The organism is Pseudomonas sp. NFACC04-2 (assembly GCF_900119265.1).
Classification (GTDB): domain Bacteria; phylum Pseudomonadota; class Gammaproteobacteria; order Pseudomonadales; family Pseudomonadaceae; genus Aquipseudomonas; species Aquipseudomonas fluorescens_AA.
This window is the reverse complement of record NZ_FPJC01000008.1, coordinates 80,367-102,225: the sequence shown is the minus strand read 5'-3', so window position 1 is coordinate 102,225 and position 21,859 is coordinate 80,367. Positions and strand designations below refer to the sequence as shown.

The following is a 21,859-nucleotide window of genomic DNA, read 5'->3' as shown; positions in this document are numbered from 1 at the left end:
CCGCCACAGGAGTGATTTGGGACAGCGATAGAAAAAGGCTATAAATTCGATAGCCTGCTATTTTTCTAGCATGGTCTACCCTCATTTCAGACGTCTGAAACAAGGGGGGATTTTTCATGCTCGCGCAACTTCCACCGGCCTTACAGAATCTGCATTTACCGCTTCGGCTGCGGCTCTGGGATGGCCATGAATTTACACTGGGGGCCGATCCCAGCGTCACGATTGTGGTCAAGGACCCACAAATGGTCGCGCAATTTACCCACCCCAGCCTGGACGCATTGGGGGCGGCGTTTGTCGAAGGCAAACTGGAACTCGAAGGTCCGATCCACGAAGTCATTCGGGTCTGCGATGAATTGAGCCAAGCCTTGGTCGCGGACGATCCCGAGAACCAGCCGGTGCGCTCGGTCCACGACAAGGAAACCGACGCCAAGGCGATCTCCTACCACTACGATCTTTCCAACGCGTTTTATCAGCTATGGCTCGACAGCGACATGGCCTATTCCTGTGCCTATTTCGAGACAGGCAGTGAAACCCTCGAGCAGGCCCAGCAAGCCAAGTTTCGCCACCTGTGTCGCAAGCTGCGGTTGCAACCGGGTGACTACCTGCTGGATGTCGGATGCGGCTGGGGCGGCCTGGCGCGTTATGCCGCGCGGGAGTTTGGTGCCAAGGTCTTCGGCATTACCCTGAGCAAGGCGCAGTTGATGCTGGCCCGGGAGCGGGTCAAGGCCGAAGGCCTGGAAGATCAGGTCGAGTTGCAACTGCTGGATTACCGTGACCTGCCCCAGGACGGCCGCTTCGACAAAGTGGTCAGCGTGGGTATGTTCGAGCATGTCGGCCACGCCAACCTTGCGCAGTACTGCAAGACGCTGTTCGGTGCCGTGCGCGAGGGTGGGCTGGTGATGAACCATGGCATCACTGCCAAGCACACCGACGGGCGTCCGGTCGGTCGCGGCGCGGGCGAGTTTATTGAGAAGTACGTATTCCCCAACGGCGAGCTGCCGCACCTGTCGATGATTTCCGCGCAGATCAGTGAAGCGGGGCTGGAGATCGTCGATGTGGAAAGCTTGCGCATGCACTATGCACGCACGCTCGATCACTGGAGTGAACGCCTGGAGGACAACCTCGAGGCAGCGTCGAAGGAAGTGTCGGAGCAGGCACTGCGGATCTGGCGTCTGTACCTGGCCGGCTGCGCCTACGCCTTCGCCAAGGGCTGGATCAACCTGCACCAGATCCTGGCGGTGAAGGCCCATGCCGACGGTAGCCATGAGCTGCCCTGGACCCGCGACGACATCTACACCCCTTAGAGAATCGGGGAAATAAGCCGGGCGATCCGCATGCCGACCTTCTGCAGGCGGTGGGTCTCCCGGCTTTCCTGTTTGTCGATTTCCTGGGCCTGGGCAAAGTCCTCTTCAAGCATTTGCTCGACTTCGCTGGCGAACGGAATATCCACGGTGAGCAGCATGACTTCGAAGTTCAAGCGGAACGAACGGTTGTCCAGGTTCGCACTGCCAATGGCGCTGATTTCCCGGTCGATCAACACCACTTTCTGATGCAGGAAGCCCGGTCCATAACGGAACATCCGCACACCGGCCCGTACCGCTTCAAACGCGTACAGGCTGGACGCTGCGTAGACGATCTTGTGGTCGGGCCGCGAGGGCAGCAGGATGCGTACATCCACGCCGCGCAGCACCGCCAGGCGCAAGGCTGCGAACACTGCTTCGTCGGGGATGAAGTAGGGTGTGGTGATCCAGACGCGTTCGCTGGCGGCGTGAATGGCCTCGACGAAAAACAGCGAGCAGGTTTCATAAGCGTCGGCCGGGCCGCTGGCCAGCAACTGGCAAAGCACACCGTCGTCTGGGTAGCTGTCCGGCAGGATCAGCGGGGGCAGGGAACGGGCCGCCCAGAACCAGTCTTCGGCGAATGACTCTTGCATACTCGCCACCACCGGCCCGCACACTTGCACGTGGGTGTCGCGCCACGGCGCCAAGGGTGGTTTATCGCCCATGTATTCGTCACCGACATTGTGCCCGCCGACGAACCCTTGCACGCCGTCCACCACCACGATCTTGCGATGGTTGCGAAAGTTGACCTGGAATCGGTTGAGCCAGCCGCTGCGGGTGGCGAACGCTTTTACGTGGACGCCACCGTCGCGCAAGGCTTGCACGTAGCGGTGGGGCAGGGAGTGACTGCCAATGCGGTCATAGAGCAGATACACGGCCACGCCTTCGGCGGCTTTCTTCAAGAGTAGCGTGTGCAGGCGTTGACCGAGACGGTCGTCATGGACGATGAAAAACTGGATCAGCACGGCCTCTCGTGCCTGCTCGATGGCCTGGAAAATCGCCTCGAACGTGGCGTGGCCGTTGACCAGCAAACGCACCTGATTATTGGCCAGGCACGGCGTGCGCCCCAGTTTCGGCATGGCCCGTAACGAGGCGTAGGCTTGGGAGGCGCGAGCGGTCAGGGCCTCTTCGACCCAAGGGCGCCAGTTCAATTCGGAGATTGCCTTGCGCATTTCTTCGTTGGCTTGCCGGCGCGCCTTGATGTAACCATCGAACGTACTGCGGCCGAACACCAGGTAAGGAATCAACGTCAGATAGGGAATGAAGGTCAGCGACAGGGCCCAGGCAATCGAGCCTTGGGCGGTGCGCACCGTCAGCACGGCGTGGACGGCGGCAATGGAACCCAGGGTGTGGAGCAGTGCGATCAGGTAACCGAAAACATGCGGGCCGAAATAATCCATGGGGCAGCCTTGCTCCTGAAGTTTCAATGCTTAACAGACCATGTTCCGTGGCGAATGTCGCTATTTAATTCACCGGTTCAGGCCCTGAACCGAAGCCCGTGGCCGGCGTCTAACGGCCACTTGTCCTCTGGAGTTCGTGTAATGAATGTTCGTCTGCTGGGTGTGGCCTTGGCGATGGGTTTGTCGGTTCCGATGGCGGCTCATGCGCAGATGCTCCAGCCGGGTTTGTGGGAATTGACCACCAGCAATATGAAGGTCGATAACCAGAACCTGCCGGACCTGCAACTGATCCTCGGCCAGTTGCAAACCCAGATGACCCCGGAGCAACGGGCGATGCTGGAAAAGCAGGGGATTACCATGGGGGGGAAAGGCATTCGCGTGTGCCTGACTCCGGCGCAGGTGCAAACCAATGATATCCCGCTGCAGGACCCGCAATCGGGTTGCAAGCAGCAGATCACCGAGCGCACCGGCAATCAGTGGAAGTTTCGCTTCAGTTGTCCGAAAGCCCAGGGTAATGGGGTCGCGACATTCCAGAGTGATCGTGAATTCACCACCAAGGTCAACGGCACGTTCAATGCCACCGGCATCCAGCAGAACGGTAGCCTCGATACTCGCGCGGTATGGCTGGGGCAGGATTGCGGGACGGTCAAGCCGAGGGCTTGAAGCGCATTTGAAGTAATCGCTTGGTGAGCCTGTGGAAGCCACGCTTGCTCGCGATGCAGACAAATCGGTGAGTCGCCAAGGGCATCACCGTTCATCGCGGGCAAGCCGTGCTCCCACAAATGCTCTAAGGCCGACTCAGCGCCTCGTACAACGTGTTGAGGTTGTATTCGAACAGGCCGGTGAACGTGCTGGCCGGTCCGCTGGCGGCGAGTGCATCGGAGTAGAGCGTGCCGCCGATGTGAGCGCCGCTCTCCTCGGCGATCTGCTTGAGCAGGCGGGCGTCCTTGATGTTTTCCATGAACACCGCTTTGACTTTCGCCTGACGGATCTGGGTAATCAGCGCCGCGACTTCTGCCGCCGACGGTTCACGTTCGGTGGATAACCCCTGGGGCGCCATGAACTCGATGCCATAGGCCTGGCCCAGGTAACCGAATGCATCGTGGGACGTCACGATCCTGCGATTACCAGCAGGCAAAGCGCCGAGCTTGGCCTTGGCTTCGGCAAGTAGGGCGTAGATTTTCTTCAGGTATGCCTGGCTGTTGCGTTCGTAGTCGGCCTTGTTGGCCGGGTCGGCAGCTTCCAGTGCCTTGGTGATGTTGCTGACATACAGCTCGGCGTTCGCCAGGTTGTGCCATGCGTGCGGGTCGGGGATGGTCTCGCCGTCCTCATCCAGTGACCGCGGGATGACGCCACGGCTGGCGCTGATCACCGGGGCGCTGGTTTCGGTGCTGGTCACCAGGCGGTCCAGCCACGGCTCGAAGCCCAAGCCATTCTTGATGATCAGTTTTGCCCTGAGCAACGCCTTGGCGTCATCTGGCGTGGGTTCGTAGGTGTGTGCATCGGCGTCTGGCCCGACCATGTTGGTGATTTGAATGTGCTCACCACCGATCTGTCGGGTCATGTCGGCGAGGATGCTGAAGCTGGTCACCACCTGGAGCTTTTCGGCGGCGGACAGGGACATGGACAGCATCAGACTGATTAGCACGAGCAGTACGCGCATCGGGAAACACCTCATTGGGATGTGAGCAAGGGCGGGCGGCGCAGCAAACCGTGCACCGGCCCGAATACCACCGACAGCAGATACGACACGCCCGCCACCAGAACGATGGACGGTCCGCTGGGCAGTGAGTAATAGAACGACAACAGCAGGCCGAGCCAGACCGAGAGGCAACCGAGCAGCGCGGCGATCAGCATCAGCAGCGGTAGGCGACGGCTCCAGAATCGCGACGCGGCGGCGGGCAGCATCATCAGGCCGACCACCATCAACGCGCCGATGGCCTGGAAACCGATGACCAGGTTCAACACCACCAGGGTCAAAAACACGCCATGGGCCAATGGGCCGAGACGACTGACGGTTTGCAGGAACAGTGGGTCGAGGGTATCGAGCAGCAGTGGTCGATAAATCAACGCCATCGCCACCAGGCTGACGCCGCAAACCCACAGCATGCCGTTGAGTGTGGGGCCGTCCACCGCCAAGGCCGAGCCAAACAGCAGGTGCAGCAAGTCCAGGCGTTTGCCGGCCATGCCGAGGATCAACACCCCGGCAGCCAGGGAAATGGGATAAATCGCCGCGAGGCTGGCGTCCTCTCGTAGGCCAGTGCGCCGGGTAATCCAGGCGGCGAGCCCAGCCATGCTCAGGCCCGCCCCCAGGCCGCCCAGGGTCAAGGCCGGCAGGCTCAGCCCGGCGAACCAGAAGCCGACGGCGGCGCCAGGCAGGATGCCGTGAGCCACGGCGTCACCGATCAGGCTCATGCGCCGAAGGATCAGGAACACACCCAACGGCGCCGTGCTGCATGCCAATACAAGGCCACCCAGCAAGGCCCGACGCATGAAGACAAACTCTTGGAAGGGTTGCCAGAAATGCGTGGCCGCGAGCATCAGGCCACCCACGCATGGGGTTGTTGGGCGATCAAATCGACACTGCGGCCCAGCACGCAACCGGTGTTTTTGATCAGCAGCGTATGAGGGACATGTTGGCGTACCGCTGCCAGATCATGACACACCACTACGAGGGTCCTGCCCGCCGCGTGCCAGCGATGAATGTGCTTCCACAGTAGCGCCTGGCCTTGTTCGTCGAGGGCGGCATGGGGTTCGTCGAGCAGCAGCAAAGGCGCTTCGGCCAGGCTCAGGCGAGCGAGCAGGGCGCGTTGCAGTTCGCCTCCCGATAGCGCCATTAGCGGACGCTGCTCAAGGCCGCTCAGTGCCCAATCGTCCAGTACGGTCTGCAACAACTGTCTACGCATGCCTGGTGTGTGGCGATTGCCCCAAGAGCCGGCCGCCACCAGATCTTGCAAGTTGATGGGAAATTGCCGATCCAGATGTTGCTGCTGAGGCATGAATGAGACGCCACCACGCCGTGGAACATTCAAGGTAACTTTGCCGGCTAGCGGCTTTTGCAGCCCCGCGAGTACTTTCAACAGGCTGCTCTTGCCCGAGCCGTTGGCACCGATGATGGCGGTGAGGCTGCCTGCCGGTCGTTCCATGGCGAGGGGCGGTGTGAGGGGTTGTCCGGGAGCACCCCAGCGCAGTGCTTGGCAATTGATCATGATGGTTCCCGGGTCCAGCGGCTTTGTGCCACGGCGTCATGGGCATGAAGGCTTTCGGCGTGAACAACACGGACATCCAGGGCGGTGATCTCCGATGAGCAGGCCAGGGCCGCACTCAATCGCCGCGCGGCGTCTTCGCAGAACATCAGGTTTTGCCCGTTGGCCAGGGCGAATGCTTGTTCATCGGCGCGTTTCACGGCGGTCTGCACGGCGGTGCCGAGGGCTGCTTCGGCTTGGTTGATGAACCACTGCAGCGGCAATTCGTCGACCGCGGCGTCCAGACGTAGCGTCAAGGTCGCCGTGCTGCGCTGGCTATGCGGCGTGGCGACAATGCCGTTCGATGAGCCCAACCACGCAAGAATTTCGGCATGCTCAAGTTTCTTGTTAGCAAAGTCGTCGACAAATTGCTGTTGGATCAACTGCCGGGCAAGGGCTGCCGAACAAGGGCAAGTCGAGGAATAGGGGACCTGAATTTTCAGTTCCACGTGGAACATTGTGTTTTTCAAGTGTGCTTCGATGCTCACCGGATAGCTTTTCCAGCCTGCCAACGGGCTGATTAACGCCGGACGTTTGAGCAGCAGATCGGCATGCACCCTGAGCGAAGCCGCATGGGATAGGCCTTCATGGCTGTCGAGGAATTGCTCCAGGATTCGGCGCAACAGCGCGGGCGAAAGTGGCGTCTCTTCCAGCAACCCCAACGCCAGGTATAAGCGCGACATATGAATGCCACGCGTCTCGCTGTCATCGAGGCTGACACCGGCGTCGACCGTTGCGCTGAGGCGCTGGCCATCAATCAATACCGGCGTTGCGATGCCGCACATGCCTACCCAATCAAGGGGCAGGGTTTGATGTGAAACCTGCGCAGCCACATCGGGCAGCGTTAACGCATTCATGGTCAAGGCCCATCGAAGGTTAAAATTATATGTTATAGTATAACAGTTAATTTTAAGAAGCCTTTTCCATGAAAGGAGTTTCATCTCCCTGAATGCTCACGTTCCACGTGAAACATTAACGCGATAAATCTTGGCATCCGTTCATCCGTCCGCATGTAAATGCGCCGGTGCTACCGCCGGAGCTGGAAAAACGATTGAGGGTTGTCCAGCCCACACGTCGGCTATATCCAACCCAACTTTCTCCATCCGACGCCAATCCGGTAAAGAACGTGAGCTGACCGTAACGGCTGTTCGTTTGCGCCCAATAGCGGCGACCGGCGGCTTCAAAACCGCGTAAATATAGAGTATTTCCAGCCGTCGCAACGCTATAGGCATTGCCTTGCATATCCACACACGCCAGCAAATTCGCGCTACGAGTACAGTTTGCCAAGAGCGGACTCTGAGCCGCAGCGCCTAACGCCCAAAGCAACAGTGAGCTCGCAAAAACAAATTTCAGATGATTGTGCATGAATTGATCTCAGACCAATGAAGAGCGGCGGGCCTGGTTGAATTGTGTTGTTATACTATAACATAAATGGCAACCAAGCCCTGAACCCAGCCGAACCCTGGAACCGAGCCGTCATCGAAGCGGCCGTCCGTTGAGGATATACCTGATGCCCAATCGTCTTCCCGTCACCGTACTTTCCGGATTCCTCGGAGCCGGTAAAAGCACACTGCTCAATCACGTCCTGCGTAATCGCGACAACCTGCGGGTTGCTGTGATCGTCAACGATATGAGCGAGATCAACATCGATGGCAGCGAAGTCCAGCGTGATGTCACCCTGAGTCGTTCCGAAGAGAAACTGGTGGAAATGAGCAACGGCTGCATCTGCTGCACGTTGCGTGAAGACTTGCTCGAAGAAGTCGGGCAACTCGCCAGGGAAGGTCGTTTCGACTACCTGCTGATCGAATCCACCGGTATTTCCGAACCGCTGCCCGTGGCGGAAACCTTCACGTTTCGCGATGAAGAGGGCCGAAGCCTGGCCGATGTGGCGCGACTCGACACCCTGGTCACGGTGGTCGATGGGGTGAATTTCCTGCTGGATTACCAGGCCGCCGAAAGCCTGGCGTCACGGGGCGAAACCCTGGGTGAGGAGGATGAGCGCTCGATCACCGATCTGCTGATCGAACAAATCGAGTTTGCCGACGTGATTCTGATCAGCAAGATCGACCTGATCAGCCAGCATGAGCGGGAGGAGTTGACCGCGATTCTGCAGCGTCTCAACGCCCAGGCGCAGATCATCCCTATGGTCATGGGACAGGTGCCACTGGGCAGAATCCTAAACACAGGCCTTTTCGACTTCGAACGCGCCGCCCAGGCACCTGGCTGGCTACAGGAGCTGCGTGGTGAGCATGTGCCAGAAACCGAGGAGTATGGCATCGTCTCGACCGCTTATCGTGCTCGCCGGCCGTTTCATCCCCAGCGCTTCTTCAACTTCATCGACCGGCCGTGGCTCAATGGTAAACTCCTGCGCTCCAAGGGGTTCTTCTGGCTGGCCAGCAAACCTGAGGAGGCGGGCAGTTGGTCTCAGGCTGGTGGCTTGATGCGACATGGCTTCGCCGGGCGCTGGTGGCGGTTCGTGCCGAAAAACCAATGGCCTCAGGATGAAGAGAGCACAGCGGCGATCATGAAGAACTGGTTGGCTGCCACAGGCGATTGCCGCCAGGAGTTGGTCTTCATTGGTCAGGACATTGATTTTGGTAAGCTCGCCGCTGAACTGGATGCTTGCCTGCTCACCGATGCGGAGATGGCCCTCGGGGTCGAAAGTTGGCGCTTGTTGCCGGACCCGTTCGGACCGTGGCATGAAGAGGCGGCAGCGTGATGCTGGCGCCCAGTCTGAAACGAGCGACACAGGTTCGACAGGTCCAAGGCGATACGCCAGGGGTATTCACGCAGATCCTGGACGACGGCACCAACCTGGCGGTCTGGCAGCGTCAGCTTCCCGCGCATATCAGCGATTTTGCGGCCATGGTGCTGGCGATGGACCAGCCGCTGGCTGAATCACGCGTGCTCGACTTGCCAGAGGAAGACACCCAGCCAGCGCTGCACGGTCTGGCCGCGGGTTTCAGCGACCTGCAGGGCTATGAAGGCTTTATCGCCGATGTTTCCTGGCTGGTCTGTGCGTTTGCCTGCCTGTTGGGCGCGCAACGTGTGGGTCTGCGTCTGCGCACGCTGGACAAGGCCATGTGTCCGCGCTTCCATGTTGACCACGTACCGGTGCGGCTGCTGACCACCTATGCGGGCGTGGGCAGCCAGTGGCTCAAGGAAGAGGCCATGGATCGCCTGCACTTGGCACAGCCTGGAGCAGAGCCGGTTGATCCGCACGTGATCCAGCAGTTTGGTTGCGGTGATGTCGGCTTGCTTAAAGGCGAGAAATGGCACGGTAATGAGGGGTTTGGTCTGATCCATCGCTCGCCGGAGCCTGCGCCGGGAGAGCGTCGCCTGATTCTCACGCTGGATTGGCTGGCTTAAGGCTTGAGCCAAGTGCCTTGGCTTTGCCCTTCGCAAAATGGCTGCAGGTACGCCGCATCGGTCGCCACGCCGTAATAGTGAATATCCTGGCGGTAAGGCATATTGGCGACCTGGGCGTTGCTGCAAACGCCGAAAGCGCCGCCAGGGCATTGATCGACGTATTGCACCTCGACCTTCTGGCCGGCAAGGTTTGGCTGGCAGAAGCCATTGGCAAACAGTTTCTGCGGAATGCTGCGGTTCTGTTGGCAGACTTTCACATCGAGTCGCTCCGCCTGGCTGTGAACCACGCAGGCCTGGGCCAGCGCCTGGTCCGACGTCAGTGCCAGTAACAACCAGCCGATCAATCGCATATTCACCTCCATCGAAAGCCGTCGATTATGTTGCAGCACATTCCCACCCATGTCATTGCTGGCCCGTTGGGCGCCGGCAAGACCAGTCTGATCAGGCATCTGCTGGCCCAGCGACCGGCCAATGAACGCTGGGCGGTGCTGATCAACGAGTTCGGCCAGATCGGCCTGGATGCCGCGCTGCTGACCCAGGCTGGCGATGGTATCGCACTGGGCGAAGTGGCCGGCGGCTGCTTGTGCTGCGTCAACGGCGCGCCGTTTCAGATCGGTCTTGGGCGTTTGCTGCGCAAGGCCCGGCCGGATCGGCTGTTCATCGAACCCTCGGGCCTGGGTCATCCGGCACAGTTGATGCGACAACTGAATGAAGCGCCATGGCTCGGCGTGCTCGCGGTACAACCCTGTGTGCTGGTGTTGGATGCCCGGGCAATGGCGGACGGCAAACCCTTGCCCGATGCGCAGCGACAAACCCTGACGGATGCCGGACTGCTGGTGCTGAACAAATCCGAGAGCGTCACGCCGGCCGATCGCGAACGGGTGACGACACAACTGTCAGGGTCTGCGTTGTACTGGACGCAACACGCGGCATTACCGATTGATCGATTGCCAGGCCTTGCGGCTCAGGGCAGCGGGTCTGTGGATAACGTGAACCTGCCCAAGAGTCTGGGGCAGATCCCGGCGATCTGGGCCGATCCGACGCAACCCATTTGCCTGTATCAGCAGCAGGACGGAGGCTGGAGTATCGGCTGGCGCTGGCACCCAAGCCAACGATTCGACGCAGCGGCGCTGACGCGATGGCTACAAGACCAGGACTGGAAACGGGCGAAGATGGTTATCCACAGCCGCGACGGCTGGGTTTCAGCCAATGCGTTGGAGGGGGCGGCGCTGGACTGGCAAGCCAGCGAGTGGCGCCAGGATTCTCGGATCGAGCTGATTTTCGATCAGCCGCAAGACGTCGATCGCCTCAAAGCCGGTCTGGTGAGTTGTCGTTGTTCCTGAATCAGTCCTGTTTCAAGGCTTCCACTTGTTGTGTTCCTGGCGCCACTGGCTCAATTCGATGACTTCAGCCCTGGGCCTGGTCTGGACCGGTTCGATGGGCGCTGGCGGTGTTTCTTCGAAGGGCATCGGGTAGGGCGCCAGCTCTATGTGTGCGCTGTGGGCACCAAATTGGGTGATGGTACCCGAATGACGGCTTTCGCCGGTGACGGTGAACTCGAAGGTGTAGACGCGAGCCAGGCGTCGTCGACCATTGGCGTCCTTCACGAAGCCGATTTTTTTCAGTGCCACGTTGCCGTCCAGCAGCTCGATCTTGAGGTTGGCGCAATGCTGCATGACCCTCGCCAACGCCCGTTCGCGCAAGCCATGGTTGTGCCACAGCCAGGCGCCGCCGGTAGCCAGCAGCATCAGCACGAAGATGTTTCCAAGGGTCAGCATGAACGAAGTGCTCCAACAAGTTGCTGTCAGCTTAACTGTCTCGCCGGTCTGTCGTACAGGCTGGGTTTAGTCGCATACTGCGCGGCTTGAATTTCAATCGTTTTACGGAAACTTCCCGCATGAAACGTACGCCTCATCTGCTTGCCATTCAGTCCCACGTGGTGTTCGGTCACGCTGGCAATAGCGCCGCAGTGTTTCCGATGCAGCGGGTCGGCGTGAACGTCTGGCCGCTCAATACCGTGCAGTTTTCCAATCACACCCAGTACGGCCAATGGACCGGTGAGGTGCTGGCCCCGGAGCAGATACCGGCATTGGTAGAGGGCATTGCCGCTATCGGTGAGCTGGGGCATTGCGATGCGGTGTTATCCGGTTACCTGGGCAGCGCGGCTCAGGGGCGGGCGATTCTGAAGGGCGTGGCACGGATCAAGGCCGCCAATCCCAAGGCGCTGTACCTGTGCGACCCGGTCATGGGGCACCCTGAGAAGGGCTGCATCGTGGCGCCCGAGGTGAGCCAATTTCTCCTGGAAGAAGCCGCTGCCGTGGCGGACCTCATGTGCCCCAATCAATTGGAGCTGGACAGTTTTTCGGGGCGCAAGGCGCAGTCGTTGCTGGACTGCCTGGCCATGGCCCGCGCGTTGCTGGCCCGTGGGCCGAAGGCGGTGCTGGTCAAGCATCTGGCCTACCCCGGCAAACCCGATGACAGTTTCGAAATGCTTCTAGTGACCGCCAATGACAGCTGGCACCTGCGTCGTCCGCTGCTGGCTTTCCCGCGCCAGCCTGTGGGCGTGGGTGACCTGACGTCCGGGTTGTTCCTGGCGCGGATTCTGCTGGGGGACAGTTTGGTCGCGGCGTTCGAATTCACCGCAGCGGCGGTGCACGAAGTGCTGCTGGAGACCCAGGCCTGCACCAGCTATGAGCTGGAACTGGTCCGCGCCCAGGACCGGATCGCCCATCCACGGGTGCGGTTCGAGGCTGTGCCAATCAGCTTCTGATCGCCCCCATGCAAATGCTGCAAATCCTTGTGTGCGAGCTTACTCGCGATGAGGCCATCACATTCAACATCGATGCTGGCTGTGACATCGCCATCGCGAGCAAGCTCGCTCCCACCGCCGCTTAAGGCCCGTCCGCCTTGATCTCCTGGTAGCGCCTCTCCAGTTCCTGGCGGATCTGCCGGCGCTGCTGGGCTTGTTCGTAGCGGCGTTTTTCTTCGCTGTTTTGCGGCTGCAAGGGCGGCACGGGCGCGGGTTTGCGTTGGTCATCCACCGCGACCATGGTGAAGAAGCAACTGTTGGTGTGGCGCACCGAGCGTTCGCGAATATTTTCGGTCACGACTTTGATGCCCACTTCCATCGACGTGTTGCCGGTGTAGTTCACCGAGGCCAGGAAGGTCACCAGTTCGCCGACATGAATCGGCTCACGAAAGATGACCTGGTCAACCGACAGGGTCACCACGTAGCGTCCGGCGTAGCGGCTGGCGCAGGCGTAGGCGACTTCGTCGAGGTATTTGAGCAAGGTGCCGCCATGGACATTGCCAGAGAAGTTGGCCATATCGGGGGTCATCAACACCGTCATCGACAGCTGGGCGTTTCCGGGTTCCATAACGTACTCACGGTTCAAGGCAGTCATTCGGGAGTGCACCTCTGCGGGTGCTGGGGAGTGGCCTGCGAACAGGTCACCAGGTTTTAAAACCACCGATATCGGGACGCTGCGCCTGTGGTTGCCGTCACGCGCCGATGGATCTGTTTCCATATATTGCACCGTCTTTTTGTCGGAAGTCGCGGTGTTACCCTTCAAAAGCCCGTTGCGAGGGCAATTCCTACAGAGGAAACGGATTTCTCCAGCTCTGCAGTGAGTCATTTTGAACAGGGAGCCCCGACATGCATGCCATCAGTTTTATCCAGGATTTGGCGATCATCATGATGGCGGCGGGGCTGGTGACCGTACTCTTTCATCGTTTCAAACAACCGGTGGTCTTAGGCTACATCGTGGCCGGCTTCATCATTGGCCCGCATACGCCACCGTTCGGTTTTATCCATGACGAAGACACGATCAAGACCCTGGCCGAGCTCGGGGTGATCTTCCTGATGTTTTGCCTGGGCCTGGAATTCAGCCTGCGCAAACTGTTCAAGGTCGGCGCCACGGCCTTCATCGCGGCGTTCCTCGAAATTGTGCTGATGATCTGGATCGGTTACGAAATCGGCCGCTGGTTCGACTGGAGCACCATGGACTCGCTGTTCCTCGGTGCCATCCTGGCCATTTCCTCCACCACGATCATCGTCAAGGCGCTCAACGACCTGAAGATGAAAAACGAGCGCTTCGCCCAGCTGATTTTCGGGGTGTTGATCGTCGAGGACATCCTGGGCATTGGCATCATTGCCTTGCTGTCGAGCATTGCCGTCAGCGGCACCGTGAGCTCCGGCGAGGTGTTTTCCACCGTGGGCAAATTGTCGCTGTTCATGATCGTTGCGTTGGTCATCGGCATTCTGTTGGTGCCGAGGGTGCTGGCCTACGTGGCGAAGTTCGACAGCAACGAAATGCTGTTGATTACCGTACTGGGCTTGTGTTTCGGCTTCTGCCTGCTGGTGGTGAAACTGGAATACAGCATGGTACTCGGGGCGTTCCTGATTGGTGCGATCATGGCCGAGTCCCGGCAACTGCTGAAGATCGAGCGACTGGTGGAGCCGGTGCGTGATCTGTTCAGCGCGATCTTCTTCGTCGCCATCGGGTTGATGCTCGATCCGGCGATACTGCTGCAGTACGCCTGGCCGATTGCCGTGATCACGGCCGCAGTGGTGCTCGGCAAGATGTTGTCCTGCGGCCTTGGTGCTTTTATCGCCGGCAACGACGGACGCACCTCGCTGCGCGTTGGGATGGGTCTTTCGCAGATCGGCGAATTTTCCTTCATCATCGCGTCGTTGGGGATGACCCTGCAGGTCACCAGCGATTTTCTCTATCCGGTCGCGGTCGCCGTCTCGGTGTTGACCACACTGCTGACGCCGTACCTGATCCGGGCTGCCGACCCACTGTCCGTCAAGTTGGCGACAGTCATGCCGAAACGGCTGACGCGGGTGCTGGGGATGTACGGCGAATGGCTGCGTAGCATCCAACCCCAGGGTGAAGGGGCGATGGTGGCGTCGATGATCCGGCGAATTTTGCTGCAGGTCGGCGTCAATCTGGCGCTGGTGATTGCGATTTTTGTCTCGGGTGGTTTTTTCGCCGAGCGGATGTCGGCTTACCTGCAAGCATGGATCAGCGACCCGAGCTGGCAGAAAGCATTGATCTGGGGCGGGGCGTTGTTGCTGTCGCTACCGTTCCTGATCGCCGCGTACCGCAAGCTCAAGGCGCTGTCGATGCTGCTGGCGGAGATGGGCGTGAAGCCGGAGATGGCTGGCCGCCACACCCAGCGTGTGCGTCGGGTGATCGCCGAAGTGATCCCGATTCTCTCGCTGCTGGTGATTTTCCTGCTATTGGCAGCCTTGTCGGCCAGCATTCTGCCGACCAACAAGTTACTCGTACTGATCGCCGTGGTGGCGACTGCCGTGGCGGCGCTGCTCTGGCGCTGGTTCATCCGCCTGCATACGCGGATGCAGGTGGCCTTGCTTGAAACCCTGGACAACCACAAGGAGTCGTCCGGGCATTGACCGGCGGCGGGCTCAGCTTTCCAGCCAGACGTCCCGGGCCCAGTGCCAGACCGATTCCCAGGTTTCCTCGGCGATCAGTTCTTCTTCAGCTTGCCACAGCACTACAGTGCCGTCCTCTTCAACGCAGTAATAATCGTCGCCGTCCTGGCAGATCGGGATCAGGCTGCGGTCGACACCGGCATCCCAGGCGTTGGCGGCCACCTCCGGCAGGTAGGTGTGGGACTGTGGATCGGTGACGGTCACCGGCTCCAGGCTGCCGTAGACGACATCGCTGACGGTCAGCAAAAACTCCCTGAAGACGAATGGGATATCGATGAACAGCTGCTCTTCGATCTCTACCAGTAAATCTTCGTCGGGCAATTCCAGCGGGACCGGTACGGGCTCGTTGGCTTCACGCAATTGTTCGATGATTTCTTCCACGTCCGGGGATCCTCTTTCTCGATGGCGCGGTTTTATATGAAGCGGTTTATACAGTAGCTCGCTATAGATGCAACCGCGAAATAGAAAACCCCGGCCTGGGCCGGGGTTCTTTTATTTCAACATGCAAAACGGGCAAAGGTTCAACCGTTCTGGCGGATACCTGCCACCAGCCAAGGCTGGTCATCGCCCTGTGCGCGTTCCATGTTCCAGCTTTCGCTGAACGCTTCGCCCTTGTCGAAGCGAGAATCCTTCGACACACCGATGAAGGTCAGGGTGGCGATGGTCTTGTCGGCGCGATCGTCGACACCATCCAGTTGCACCTGCAGGTTATCGATGTAGGTGGACTGGAAGCCATCACCCAGTTCGGCTCGCTCGCGCTTGAGGAATTCCAGCAGTTGCGGGGTCACGAACTCGGCGATCTTGTCCATTTCGTTCGCGTCCCAATGCTGCTGCAAGGACATGAAGTGGCTGCGTGCGGCTTCGATGAAGCGTTGCTCGTTGAACCAGGCCGGCGCATTGATGACCGGACGAGCGGCCACAGGCGCTGCCGAACCACCGAAGATCGAACCACTGGCAGGCTGCTGGTTGAACACTTCACGCTGCATCGGCGCGTGGCCGGCTGGAGCGAGTTGCTCCTGCTGCTTGCGACGACGAGCGGCAATGAAGCGGAAGACCAGGAAGGCGATGACCGCCATGATCAGGATGTCGAAGATCTGCATGCCCTGGAAGCCATCGCCCATGAACATGGAGGCGAGCAGGCCACCGGCGGCGATGCCGGCCAGGGGGCCGAGCCAGCGCGAAGCGCCGCTGGCCTTGGTGGCAGCGCCTGCGGCACCGGCCGCGCCTGCGGTGGCAGCGGTGGAGCCGGCGGCAGAGGACGGCGCCATCTGGCTGGTCTGGTGAGTCGGGGCTGCCCCCGAGCTTTTACCACCGCCAAAGCGCTTGGCAGCATTGGCATCGATGGCCATCGTCAGGCCGATGCACAACGCCATGGCGACGCTAAGAAAACGTTTCATATAAAGGCATTCCCATTTGTGGATAGCACGCGGGCCATGTTGCACAGCTGAACTGTTGCTGGCTAGCGGCAGAGTGTTTCCGGCTTTTGCGTGACAGGTTAGGTTCAGCTTCGGCTGTGCAAGAAGGCTTGTTCACTTTGGGCTGTAGGAAAGCGGAACAAGTTCTATCGGAAATGTTTCCCAGAACAACTGTGGGGGCGAGCTTGCTCGCGATAGCGGTGTGTCAGTCAGCACCAATATTGACCGATCGGCTGCTATCGCGAGCAAGCTCGCCCCCCACAAGGGCCTACACAATTCCCTAGATCGCCTCGAGCTTGGCATACCCCAGCATCAGCCACTTGCTGCCTTCGCTGAAGTTCACCTGCACCCGGGCCTGGGCGCCGGCGCCTTCGAAGTTGAGGATGACGCCGTCGCCGAACACCGAGTGCCGCACGGTCTGGCCGAGGCTGAAGCCGGTTTCCGGAATGTCGCTGCCGCCGAACAGACTGCTGCTTTGTTGCTGGCCGCCGCCGAACGGTCGGCTGACACTATTGGACAGCCGCACTTCCTGGATCAGGCCCTTCGGCACTTCACGTACGAAGCGCGACACCTTGTTGTAGGTCTCGCTGCCATACAAACGTCGGGTTTCAGCGTAGGTCAGCACCAGATTCTGCATGGCTCGGGTGATACCAACGTAGGCCAGGCGTCGTTCCTCCTCCAGGCGTCCCGGTTCTTCCAGGCTCATCTTGTGGGGGAACAGGCCTTCTTCCATGCCCACGAGGAACACGTAGGGGAATTCCAGGCCCTTGGCGCTGTGCAGGGTCATCAGTTGGATGCTGTCTTCATGTTCGTCGGCCTGGGTATCGCCGGCCTCCAGGGAGGCGTGACCCAGGAAGGCCGACAGGGGCGACAGGTCTGCGTCTTCTTCGGTGTTTTCGAAGTTGCGTGCGGCGCTGACCAGCTCCTCGAGGTTTTCCACCCGGGCCTGGCCTTTCTCGCCTTTTTCCGCTTCGTGGTAGGCGATCAGGCCGGACTGCTCGATGACGGTCTGGGTCATCAAGTGCAGAGGCATCTCCCCGCACTTGGCGGCCAGGTCTTCGATCAGGTCCATGAAGGCTTTCAGGGCGCCGGCCGCACGACCGGTCACGCCTTTGTTGGCCACCAGTTGGCGCATGGCTTCCCACATGGACACGTGGCTGTGGCGCGCGTGATCGCGAATCGCTTCGACGGTTTTCTCACCGATGCCCCGTGTCGGTACATTGATCACCCGCTCCAGGGCCGCGTCGTTGCCGCGACCTTCGAGCAGGCGCAGGTAGGCCATGGCGTTCTTGATTTCAGCACGCTCGAAGAAGCGCTGGCCGCCATAGATGCGGTAGGGGATCCGTTCGCGCAGCAACGCTTCTTCCAGCACCCGCGATTGGGCGTTGGAACGGTACAGGATGGCGATGTCGCTGCGGGCCAGGCCGGTTTTCAGCGCGCTCTCGATGGTTTCCACCACGTAGCGGGCTTCATCATGCTCGTTGAAGGCAGCGTAGAGGTTGATCGCCTCGCCTTCGCCGCCATCGGTCCACAGTTCCTTGCCCAGGCGCCCGGTGTTGTTGGCGATCAGGGCGTTGGCGGCCTTGAGGATGCCGGCGGTTGAGCGGTAGTTCTGTTCCAGGCGGATGACTTCGGCGTCAGGAAAGTCCGCCGAGTACTGGTGAATGTTCTCGATCTTGGCGCCGCGCCAGCCGTAGATCGACTGATCGTCGTCACCCACCACCATCAGGCTGTCGCCGCCCTTGGCGAGCAAGCGCAACCAGGCATATTGCACGGCGTTGGTGTCCTGGAATTCGTCCACCAGTACATGCCGGAAGCGCTTTTGATAGTGGGCCAGCAGGCCTGGGTGGTCGCGCCACAGGTCCAGGGCCCGTAGCAGCAGCTCGGAAAAGTCGATCACCCCGGCACGCTGGCACGCCGCCTCGTAGGCTTCGTAGATGCTGCGCATGGTCGCCAGGAACAAGTCGCCGCTGGCCTGGATGTGCTGCGGGCGCAGGCCTTCGTCTTTCTGGCCGTTGATGAACCATTGGGCCTGGCGGGCTGGCCAGCGCTGTTCGTCCAGGCCCAGCTCGCGGATCACGCGCTTGACCAGGCGCTGCTGGTCGTCGCTGTCCAGGATCTGGAAGGTCTGGCTCAGCCCGGCTTCCTGCCAATGCGCCCGCAACAAGCGGTGCGCCAGGCCGTGGAAGGTGCCGACCCACATACCTGCGGGGTTGATTCCCATCAGTTGTTCGATGCGATGGCGCATCTCGGCCGCGGCCTTGTTGGTGAACGTCACCGACAGGATCGAATGGGGCGAGGCGTTCTCGACCTGGATCAACCAGGCGATACGGTGCACCAGCACTCGGGTTTTACCGGAGCCGGCACCGGCCAGGACCAACTGACGACCCACGGAGGCAGCTACGGCCTGACGTTGGGCATCGTTGAGAGAGTTCAGCAGAAGGGAGAGATCATCGCGCATCGGGGCATTCTAGGGTGCGGCGCCACCCCGGGCAAACCGAGCTTTGCATCAGCCGATAAAAGACCGCTGGGTGATGACCGGCGGGTCACAGGCTACAGGCGTTGGCGGGACTCGCTCGGGAGCGGCGCCACCCAATGAAATAGCGACTTTTTTCCTTGTTTTTATGAGCTGGGACAGTGTGGGAAGGCCCATGGCTTGTGTATGCTCGGTGCTCGTTTCGGGTTCTCCACGCTTGACTGAATAAGAACAAGAACAGTGCCAATGACCCTCAATTCCGATCCGGCGGGCCCCTGTGTGGAACCGCGGGTCATCTGCAAGCAGTACGCCACGGAGATGGCGGTCGAGCGCACACGTCTGTTGTATCAAGGCTCACTGCTGCCTACGCTGTTCATGTTGCTCAACGGTCTGGTCTGCGCCGCGCTGTTATGGGAGCCGCGACGCTATTTCCTGGTCAGCGTCTGGCTCGTCTGGTTGTTGTCGCTAGTGGCGCTACGGGTGATCCAGGTGGCGGCTTTCGATTCGGCGATGCCAAGCCGCCAGGCGCACCCGGTCTGGTTGCGCATGTTTTTGCTGGGCTCGGCGATGACCGGCCTGACGCTGGCGGGGGCTGGCATCGCGCTAGTCCCGGCCGACAGCTTCCAGCAGCAGGCCTGGGTGTTCGGCCTGATTGGCGCGGCGGCGCTGTCGGCCAGTGTGGCCTATGCGGTGAGCCTTCCAGCGTTCCTGTCCTTTACCTTGCCCTGCCTGTTACCGGCCATCGGTTATCTCTTCTGGGGCGGCGATGAGCAGCAACATGGGTGGGGCTGGCTGGGGCTGATTGTGCTGGTTTCCCTGAGCGTAGTGGCCTGGCAAGTCAATCGCTTGATCCAGAGTGGCATGCTGCGCCGCTTCCAGAACCAGGCCCTGATCGATCATCTGCAGCAAACCCAAAACCGCAGCGCGTCGCTCAACGAGGCACTGGCCCGGGAGGTCGAGCAACGTCGTTCGGCCGAGGAGAAACTGCGGGCGGCCCAGGTTGGCCTGGAGGCGCGGGTCGCGCAACGCAGCCTTGAACTGGAGGTCGCCAGCCAGGCCCTGAGCAAGAGCGAGGCGCGCCTGGCCCTGGCCCTAAAGGCCAGTGAGCTGGGGTTGTGGGATTGGAACCTGCAGACTGACGAAGTCCATCACACCCAGCTCAAGGAGCTGTTCGGCCTGGAGCCCGAATACGTCACGGCGATGCTCAGCCACCTCACCCCGCGCCTGCACCCCCAGGACGTGCCGGCGCTCAAGCGGGCCCTGGTCGAACACCTCAAGGGTCGCAGCGACGATTACCAGATCGAATACCGTGTGCGGCACGGCGATGGTCACTGGGTCTGGATCGAAGACCGTGGCCGGGCTGTGGAACGCAGCGCGAGCGGACGGGTGCTGCGCATGGTTGGCACCCGGCGCGACATCAGCACCAGCAAGGAGCTTGAGCAGCAACGCCAGCTGGCGGCCACGGTGTTCGAGGCCGCCAGCGAAGGTATTGTGATTTTCGACCCCAGCTACCTGTTGCTCGCCGCCAATCAGGCGTTCATGCGGGTCACCGGTTTCAATATCGAGGACATGCTCGGGCGCAACGTAGTCGACCTGCCGTGCAGCCGCGATGCGCGCCGGCACTACTCCGTCATTCGCCAATCGCTCAAGCAGCACGGTACCTGGCAGGGGGAATTGGTGGAGGCGCGGGCCAACGGCGAGCTGTATCCGCAGTGGCTGCAACTGAACGTCGTGCGCGATGCTCGGGGGAACGTCAGCCATATCGTGGGCTTCTTCGCCGATCTTTCGGCACGGCGCGAATCCGAAGAACGGATGCGCTATCTGACCCATTACGACGAATTGACTGGGTTGGCGAATCGTTCGCTGTTTCGCGAACGCCTGAACGAAGCTCATCAGCGGGTGCGCCAGGGTGGACGGCGCAGCCTGGCGTTGCTGCATATCAACCTGGACCGTTTCAAATTGCTCAACGACAGCCTTGGCCATGACATCGCCGACCAGTTGTTGCAGAAAATGGCGCGGCGCCTGATCAATGCGCTGCCCGAGGCGGATACCATCGCCCGGTTGTCCGGTGATGAGTTTGCGGTGTTGTTCGATGCCTACGGCAACCTTTCAAGCCTGGCGCGAGTGGCGACCCGGCTGGCCGCCAAGCTGCGCGTGCCGCTGACCATCGAGGGCCATGAACTGGTGCTCAGTGCCTCCATCGGCATCAGCTTGTTGCCCGATAACACGCGGGAAATTGCCACGCTGGTCAGCCAGGCGAACATGGCCATGCAGCACGCCAAGCATTTAGGGGGCAACAACTTCCAGTTCTACACCGAGAGCCTTCAGGCCAGCACGCTAGAGCGCCTGCAACTGGAAAACCAGTTGCGCAAGGCCTTGGAAGAGCAACAACTGAAGGTCTTTTATCAGCCGAAACTGTGCCTGGCGACCGGTCGCCTGAACGCCGCCGAGGCGCTGGTGCGCTGGGATCATCCGGCCATGGGGCGGGTTCCGCCGGGGGATTTCATCGGTCTGGCCGAAGAGACCGGGTTGATCGGGCCCATTGGCGAGTTCGTGTTGCGACAGGCCTGTTGGCAGGCGTGCGAGTGGCAGCGCCAGGGGCTCGAGCCGATCAGGGTGTCGGTCAATCTGTCGGTGCATCAATTGCGCCAGGGCAAGCTGGTCAGCCTGGTGCGACAAGTGCTGGAAGAAACCGGTTTGGCCCCTCAGTACCTAGAGCTGGAGCTGACCGAGAGTCAGTTGCTCGACAGCGTCGAGCACATCATCGCCACGTTCCAGCAATTGCGTGACCTTGGGGTCAAGCTGGCGATCGACGATTTTGGCACCGGCTACTCATCCCTGAGCTACCTCAAACGTATCCCGGTGGACTACGTGAAGATCGATCAGGCGTTCATTCGCGGGCTGGGCGAGGGTAGCGTGGATACCGCCATTACCCGGGCAATCATTGCAATGGCCCATGGATTGTCGCTCAAGGTAGTGGCCGAAGGCGTCGAGCGGCAGGAGCAGCTCGACTTCCTCAAAAACGAGCGTTGCGATGAGGTGCAGGGGTATCTGATCAGTCGGCCAGTGGAAGCTGATGGATTGGCCGGGTTGTTGCGGATGCAACACTTGACGGAATGAACCCTATCCTCGATTGAAACTTCCCGCCAGACGATT

The 21,859-nt window shown here is 60.5% G+C and carries 20 protein-coding genes; 8 read left to right on the top strand and 12 right to left on the bottom strand.

Annotated features, from left to right (window positions below; translation table 11 throughout):
* The first annotated feature begins 116 nt into the window (after positions 1-116).
* The gene (cfaB, locus tag BT125_RS13310; protein WP_072407588.1) at positions 117-1,304 is read left to right on the top strand and encodes a C17 cyclopropane fatty acid synthase CfaB; all 1,188 of its coding nucleotides are present in this window, start codon (positions 117-119) and stop codon (positions 1,302-1,304) included.
* Here the strand turns inward: cfaB and cls are convergent.
* Positions 1,301-2,740, bottom strand: a complete 1,440-nt coding sequence (gene cls, locus BT125_RS13305; RefSeq protein WP_060739952.1) for a cardiolipin synthase — start codon at positions 2,738-2,740, stop codon at positions 1,301-1,303. The genes cfaB and cls overlap by 4 nt on opposite strands.
* Before the next feature lie 141 nt (positions 2,741-2,881).
* On the opposite strand from cls, the gene BT125_RS13300 reads away from it, so the two are divergent.
* The gene (locus tag BT125_RS13300) at positions 2,882-3,403 is read left to right on the top strand and encodes a DUF3617 domain-containing protein (RefSeq protein ID WP_072407586.1); all 522 of its coding nucleotides are present in this window, start codon (positions 2,882-2,884) and stop codon (positions 3,401-3,403) included.
* A 124-nt stretch (positions 3,404-3,527) separates the two neighbouring features.
* On the opposite strand, the gene BT125_RS13295 is transcribed toward BT125_RS13300, so the two are convergent.
* From BT125_RS13295 to BT125_RS13275, 5 genes are all read right to left on the bottom strand, one after another.
* On the bottom strand, positions 3,528-4,403 hold the full coding sequence (locus BT125_RS13295; RefSeq protein WP_072407584.1) for a metal ABC transporter substrate-binding protein: 876 nt from the start codon (positions 4,401-4,403) through the stop codon (positions 3,528-3,530).
* 11 nt (positions 4,404-4,414) lie between these two features.
* Positions 4,415-5,281 carry a metal ABC transporter permease gene (locus BT125_RS13290; RefSeq protein WP_072407582.1) on the bottom strand — a complete coding sequence of 289 codons (867 nt, stop codon included), beginning with the start codon at positions 5,279-5,281 and terminating at the stop codon, positions 4,415-4,417.
* Complete coding sequence (locus BT125_RS13285; RefSeq protein ID WP_072407580.1) at positions 5,281-5,949, bottom strand: metal ABC transporter ATP-binding protein; 669 nt, start codon at positions 5,947-5,949, stop codon at positions 5,281-5,283. The genes BT125_RS13290 and BT125_RS13285 overlap by 1 nt, the downstream gene beginning before the upstream one ends.
* Positions 5,946-6,842, bottom strand: coding sequence for a GTP cyclohydrolase FolE2 (folE2, locus tag BT125_RS13280; protein WP_072407578.1), 897 nt, complete (start codon positions 6,840-6,842; stop codon positions 5,946-5,948). Before folE2 ends, BT125_RS13285 begins: the two co-directional genes overlap by 4 nt.
* A gap of 115 nt (positions 6,843-6,957) precedes the next feature.
* Positions 6,958-7,350, bottom strand: coding sequence for a glutamine synthetase (locus BT125_RS13275; RefSeq protein ID WP_072407576.1), 393 nt, complete (start codon positions 7,348-7,350; stop codon positions 6,958-6,960).
* A gap of 145 nt (positions 7,351-7,495) precedes the next feature.
* Between BT125_RS13275 and zigA the strand changes: the two genes are divergently transcribed.
* On the top strand, positions 7,496-8,704 hold the full coding sequence (gene zigA / locus BT125_RS13270) for a zinc metallochaperone GTPase ZigA (RefSeq protein ID WP_072407574.1): 1,209 nt from the start codon (positions 7,496-7,498) through the stop codon (positions 8,702-8,704).
* Positions 8,704-9,354 carry a DUF1826 domain-containing protein gene (locus BT125_RS13265; protein WP_072407572.1) on the top strand — a complete coding sequence of 217 codons (651 nt, stop codon included), beginning with the start codon at positions 8,704-8,706 and terminating at the stop codon, positions 9,352-9,354. The genes zigA and BT125_RS13265 overlap by 1 nt, the downstream gene beginning before the upstream one ends.
* Here BT125_RS13265 and BT125_RS13260 read toward each other — a convergent pair.
* Positions 9,351-9,704 carry an NADH:ubiquinone oxidoreductase gene (locus tag BT125_RS13260; protein ID WP_072407570.1) on the bottom strand — a complete coding sequence of 118 codons (354 nt, stop codon included), beginning with the start codon at positions 9,702-9,704 and terminating at the stop codon, positions 9,351-9,353. The two genes, BT125_RS13265 and BT125_RS13260, sit on opposite strands and share 4 nt — an antisense overlap.
* 27 nt (positions 9,705-9,731) lie before the next feature.
* On the opposite strand from BT125_RS13260, the gene BT125_RS13255 reads away from it, so the two are divergent.
* Complete coding sequence (locus BT125_RS13255; RefSeq protein ID WP_072407568.1) at positions 9,732-10,697, top strand: CobW family GTP-binding protein; 966 nt, start codon at positions 9,732-9,734, stop codon at positions 10,695-10,697.
* A 12-nt stretch (positions 10,698-10,709) separates the two neighbouring features.
* Here BT125_RS13255 and BT125_RS13250 read toward each other — a convergent pair whose 3' ends face one another.
* On the bottom strand, positions 10,710-11,132 hold the full coding sequence (locus BT125_RS13250; RefSeq protein WP_053126721.1) for a DUF3301 domain-containing protein: 423 nt from the start codon (positions 11,130-11,132) through the stop codon (positions 10,710-10,712).
* A 119-nt stretch (positions 11,133-11,251) separates the two neighbouring features.
* Here BT125_RS13250 and pdxY point away from each other — a divergent pair, with 119 nt between their 5' ends.
* On the top strand, positions 11,252-12,124 hold the full coding sequence (gene pdxY / locus BT125_RS13245) for a pyridoxal kinase PdxY (protein WP_072407566.1): 873 nt from the start codon (positions 11,252-11,254) through the stop codon (positions 12,122-12,124).
* 121 nt (positions 12,125-12,245) lie between these two features.
* On the opposite strand, the gene BT125_RS13240 is transcribed toward pdxY, so the two are convergent.
* Positions 12,246-12,731: an acyl-CoA thioesterase gene (locus BT125_RS13240; RefSeq protein ID WP_039593237.1), complete on the bottom strand. Its 486-nt coding sequence runs from the start codon at positions 12,729-12,731 to the stop codon at positions 12,246-12,248.
* Between the two features lie 278 nt (positions 12,732-13,009).
* Here BT125_RS13240 and BT125_RS13235 point away from each other — a divergent pair, with 278 nt between their 5' ends.
* Positions 13,010-14,773, top strand: a complete 1,764-nt coding sequence (locus BT125_RS13235) for a cation:proton antiporter (protein WP_072407564.1) — start codon at positions 13,010-13,012, stop codon at positions 14,771-14,773.
* A gap of 12 nt (positions 14,774-14,785) precedes the next feature.
* Here BT125_RS13235 and BT125_RS13230 read toward each other — a convergent pair whose 3' ends face one another.
* From BT125_RS13230 to uvrD, 3 genes are all read right to left on the bottom strand, one after another.
* On the bottom strand, positions 14,786-15,193 hold the full coding sequence (locus BT125_RS13230; RefSeq protein WP_042731763.1) for an SMI1/KNR4 family protein: 408 nt from the start codon (positions 15,191-15,193) through the stop codon (positions 14,786-14,788).
* A gap of 140 nt (positions 15,194-15,333) precedes the next feature.
* Positions 15,334-16,209, bottom strand: a complete 876-nt coding sequence (locus BT125_RS13225; RefSeq protein WP_072407562.1) for a Tim44 domain-containing protein — start codon at positions 16,207-16,209, stop codon at positions 15,334-15,336.
* A 298-nt stretch (positions 16,210-16,507) separates the two neighbouring features.
* Positions 16,508-18,688, bottom strand: a complete 2,181-nt coding sequence (gene uvrD / locus BT125_RS13220) for a DNA helicase II (RefSeq protein ID WP_072407560.1) — start codon at positions 18,686-18,688, stop codon at positions 16,508-16,510.
* A 261-nt stretch (positions 18,689-18,949) separates the two neighbouring features.
* Here uvrD and BT125_RS13215 point away from each other — a divergent pair, with 261 nt between their 5' ends.
* Positions 18,950-21,823: a putative bifunctional diguanylate cyclase/phosphodiesterase gene (locus BT125_RS13215; RefSeq protein WP_072407558.1), complete on the top strand. Its 2,874-nt coding sequence runs from the start codon at positions 18,950-18,952 to the stop codon at positions 21,821-21,823.
* Positions 21,824-21,859: the final 36 nt, after the last annotated feature.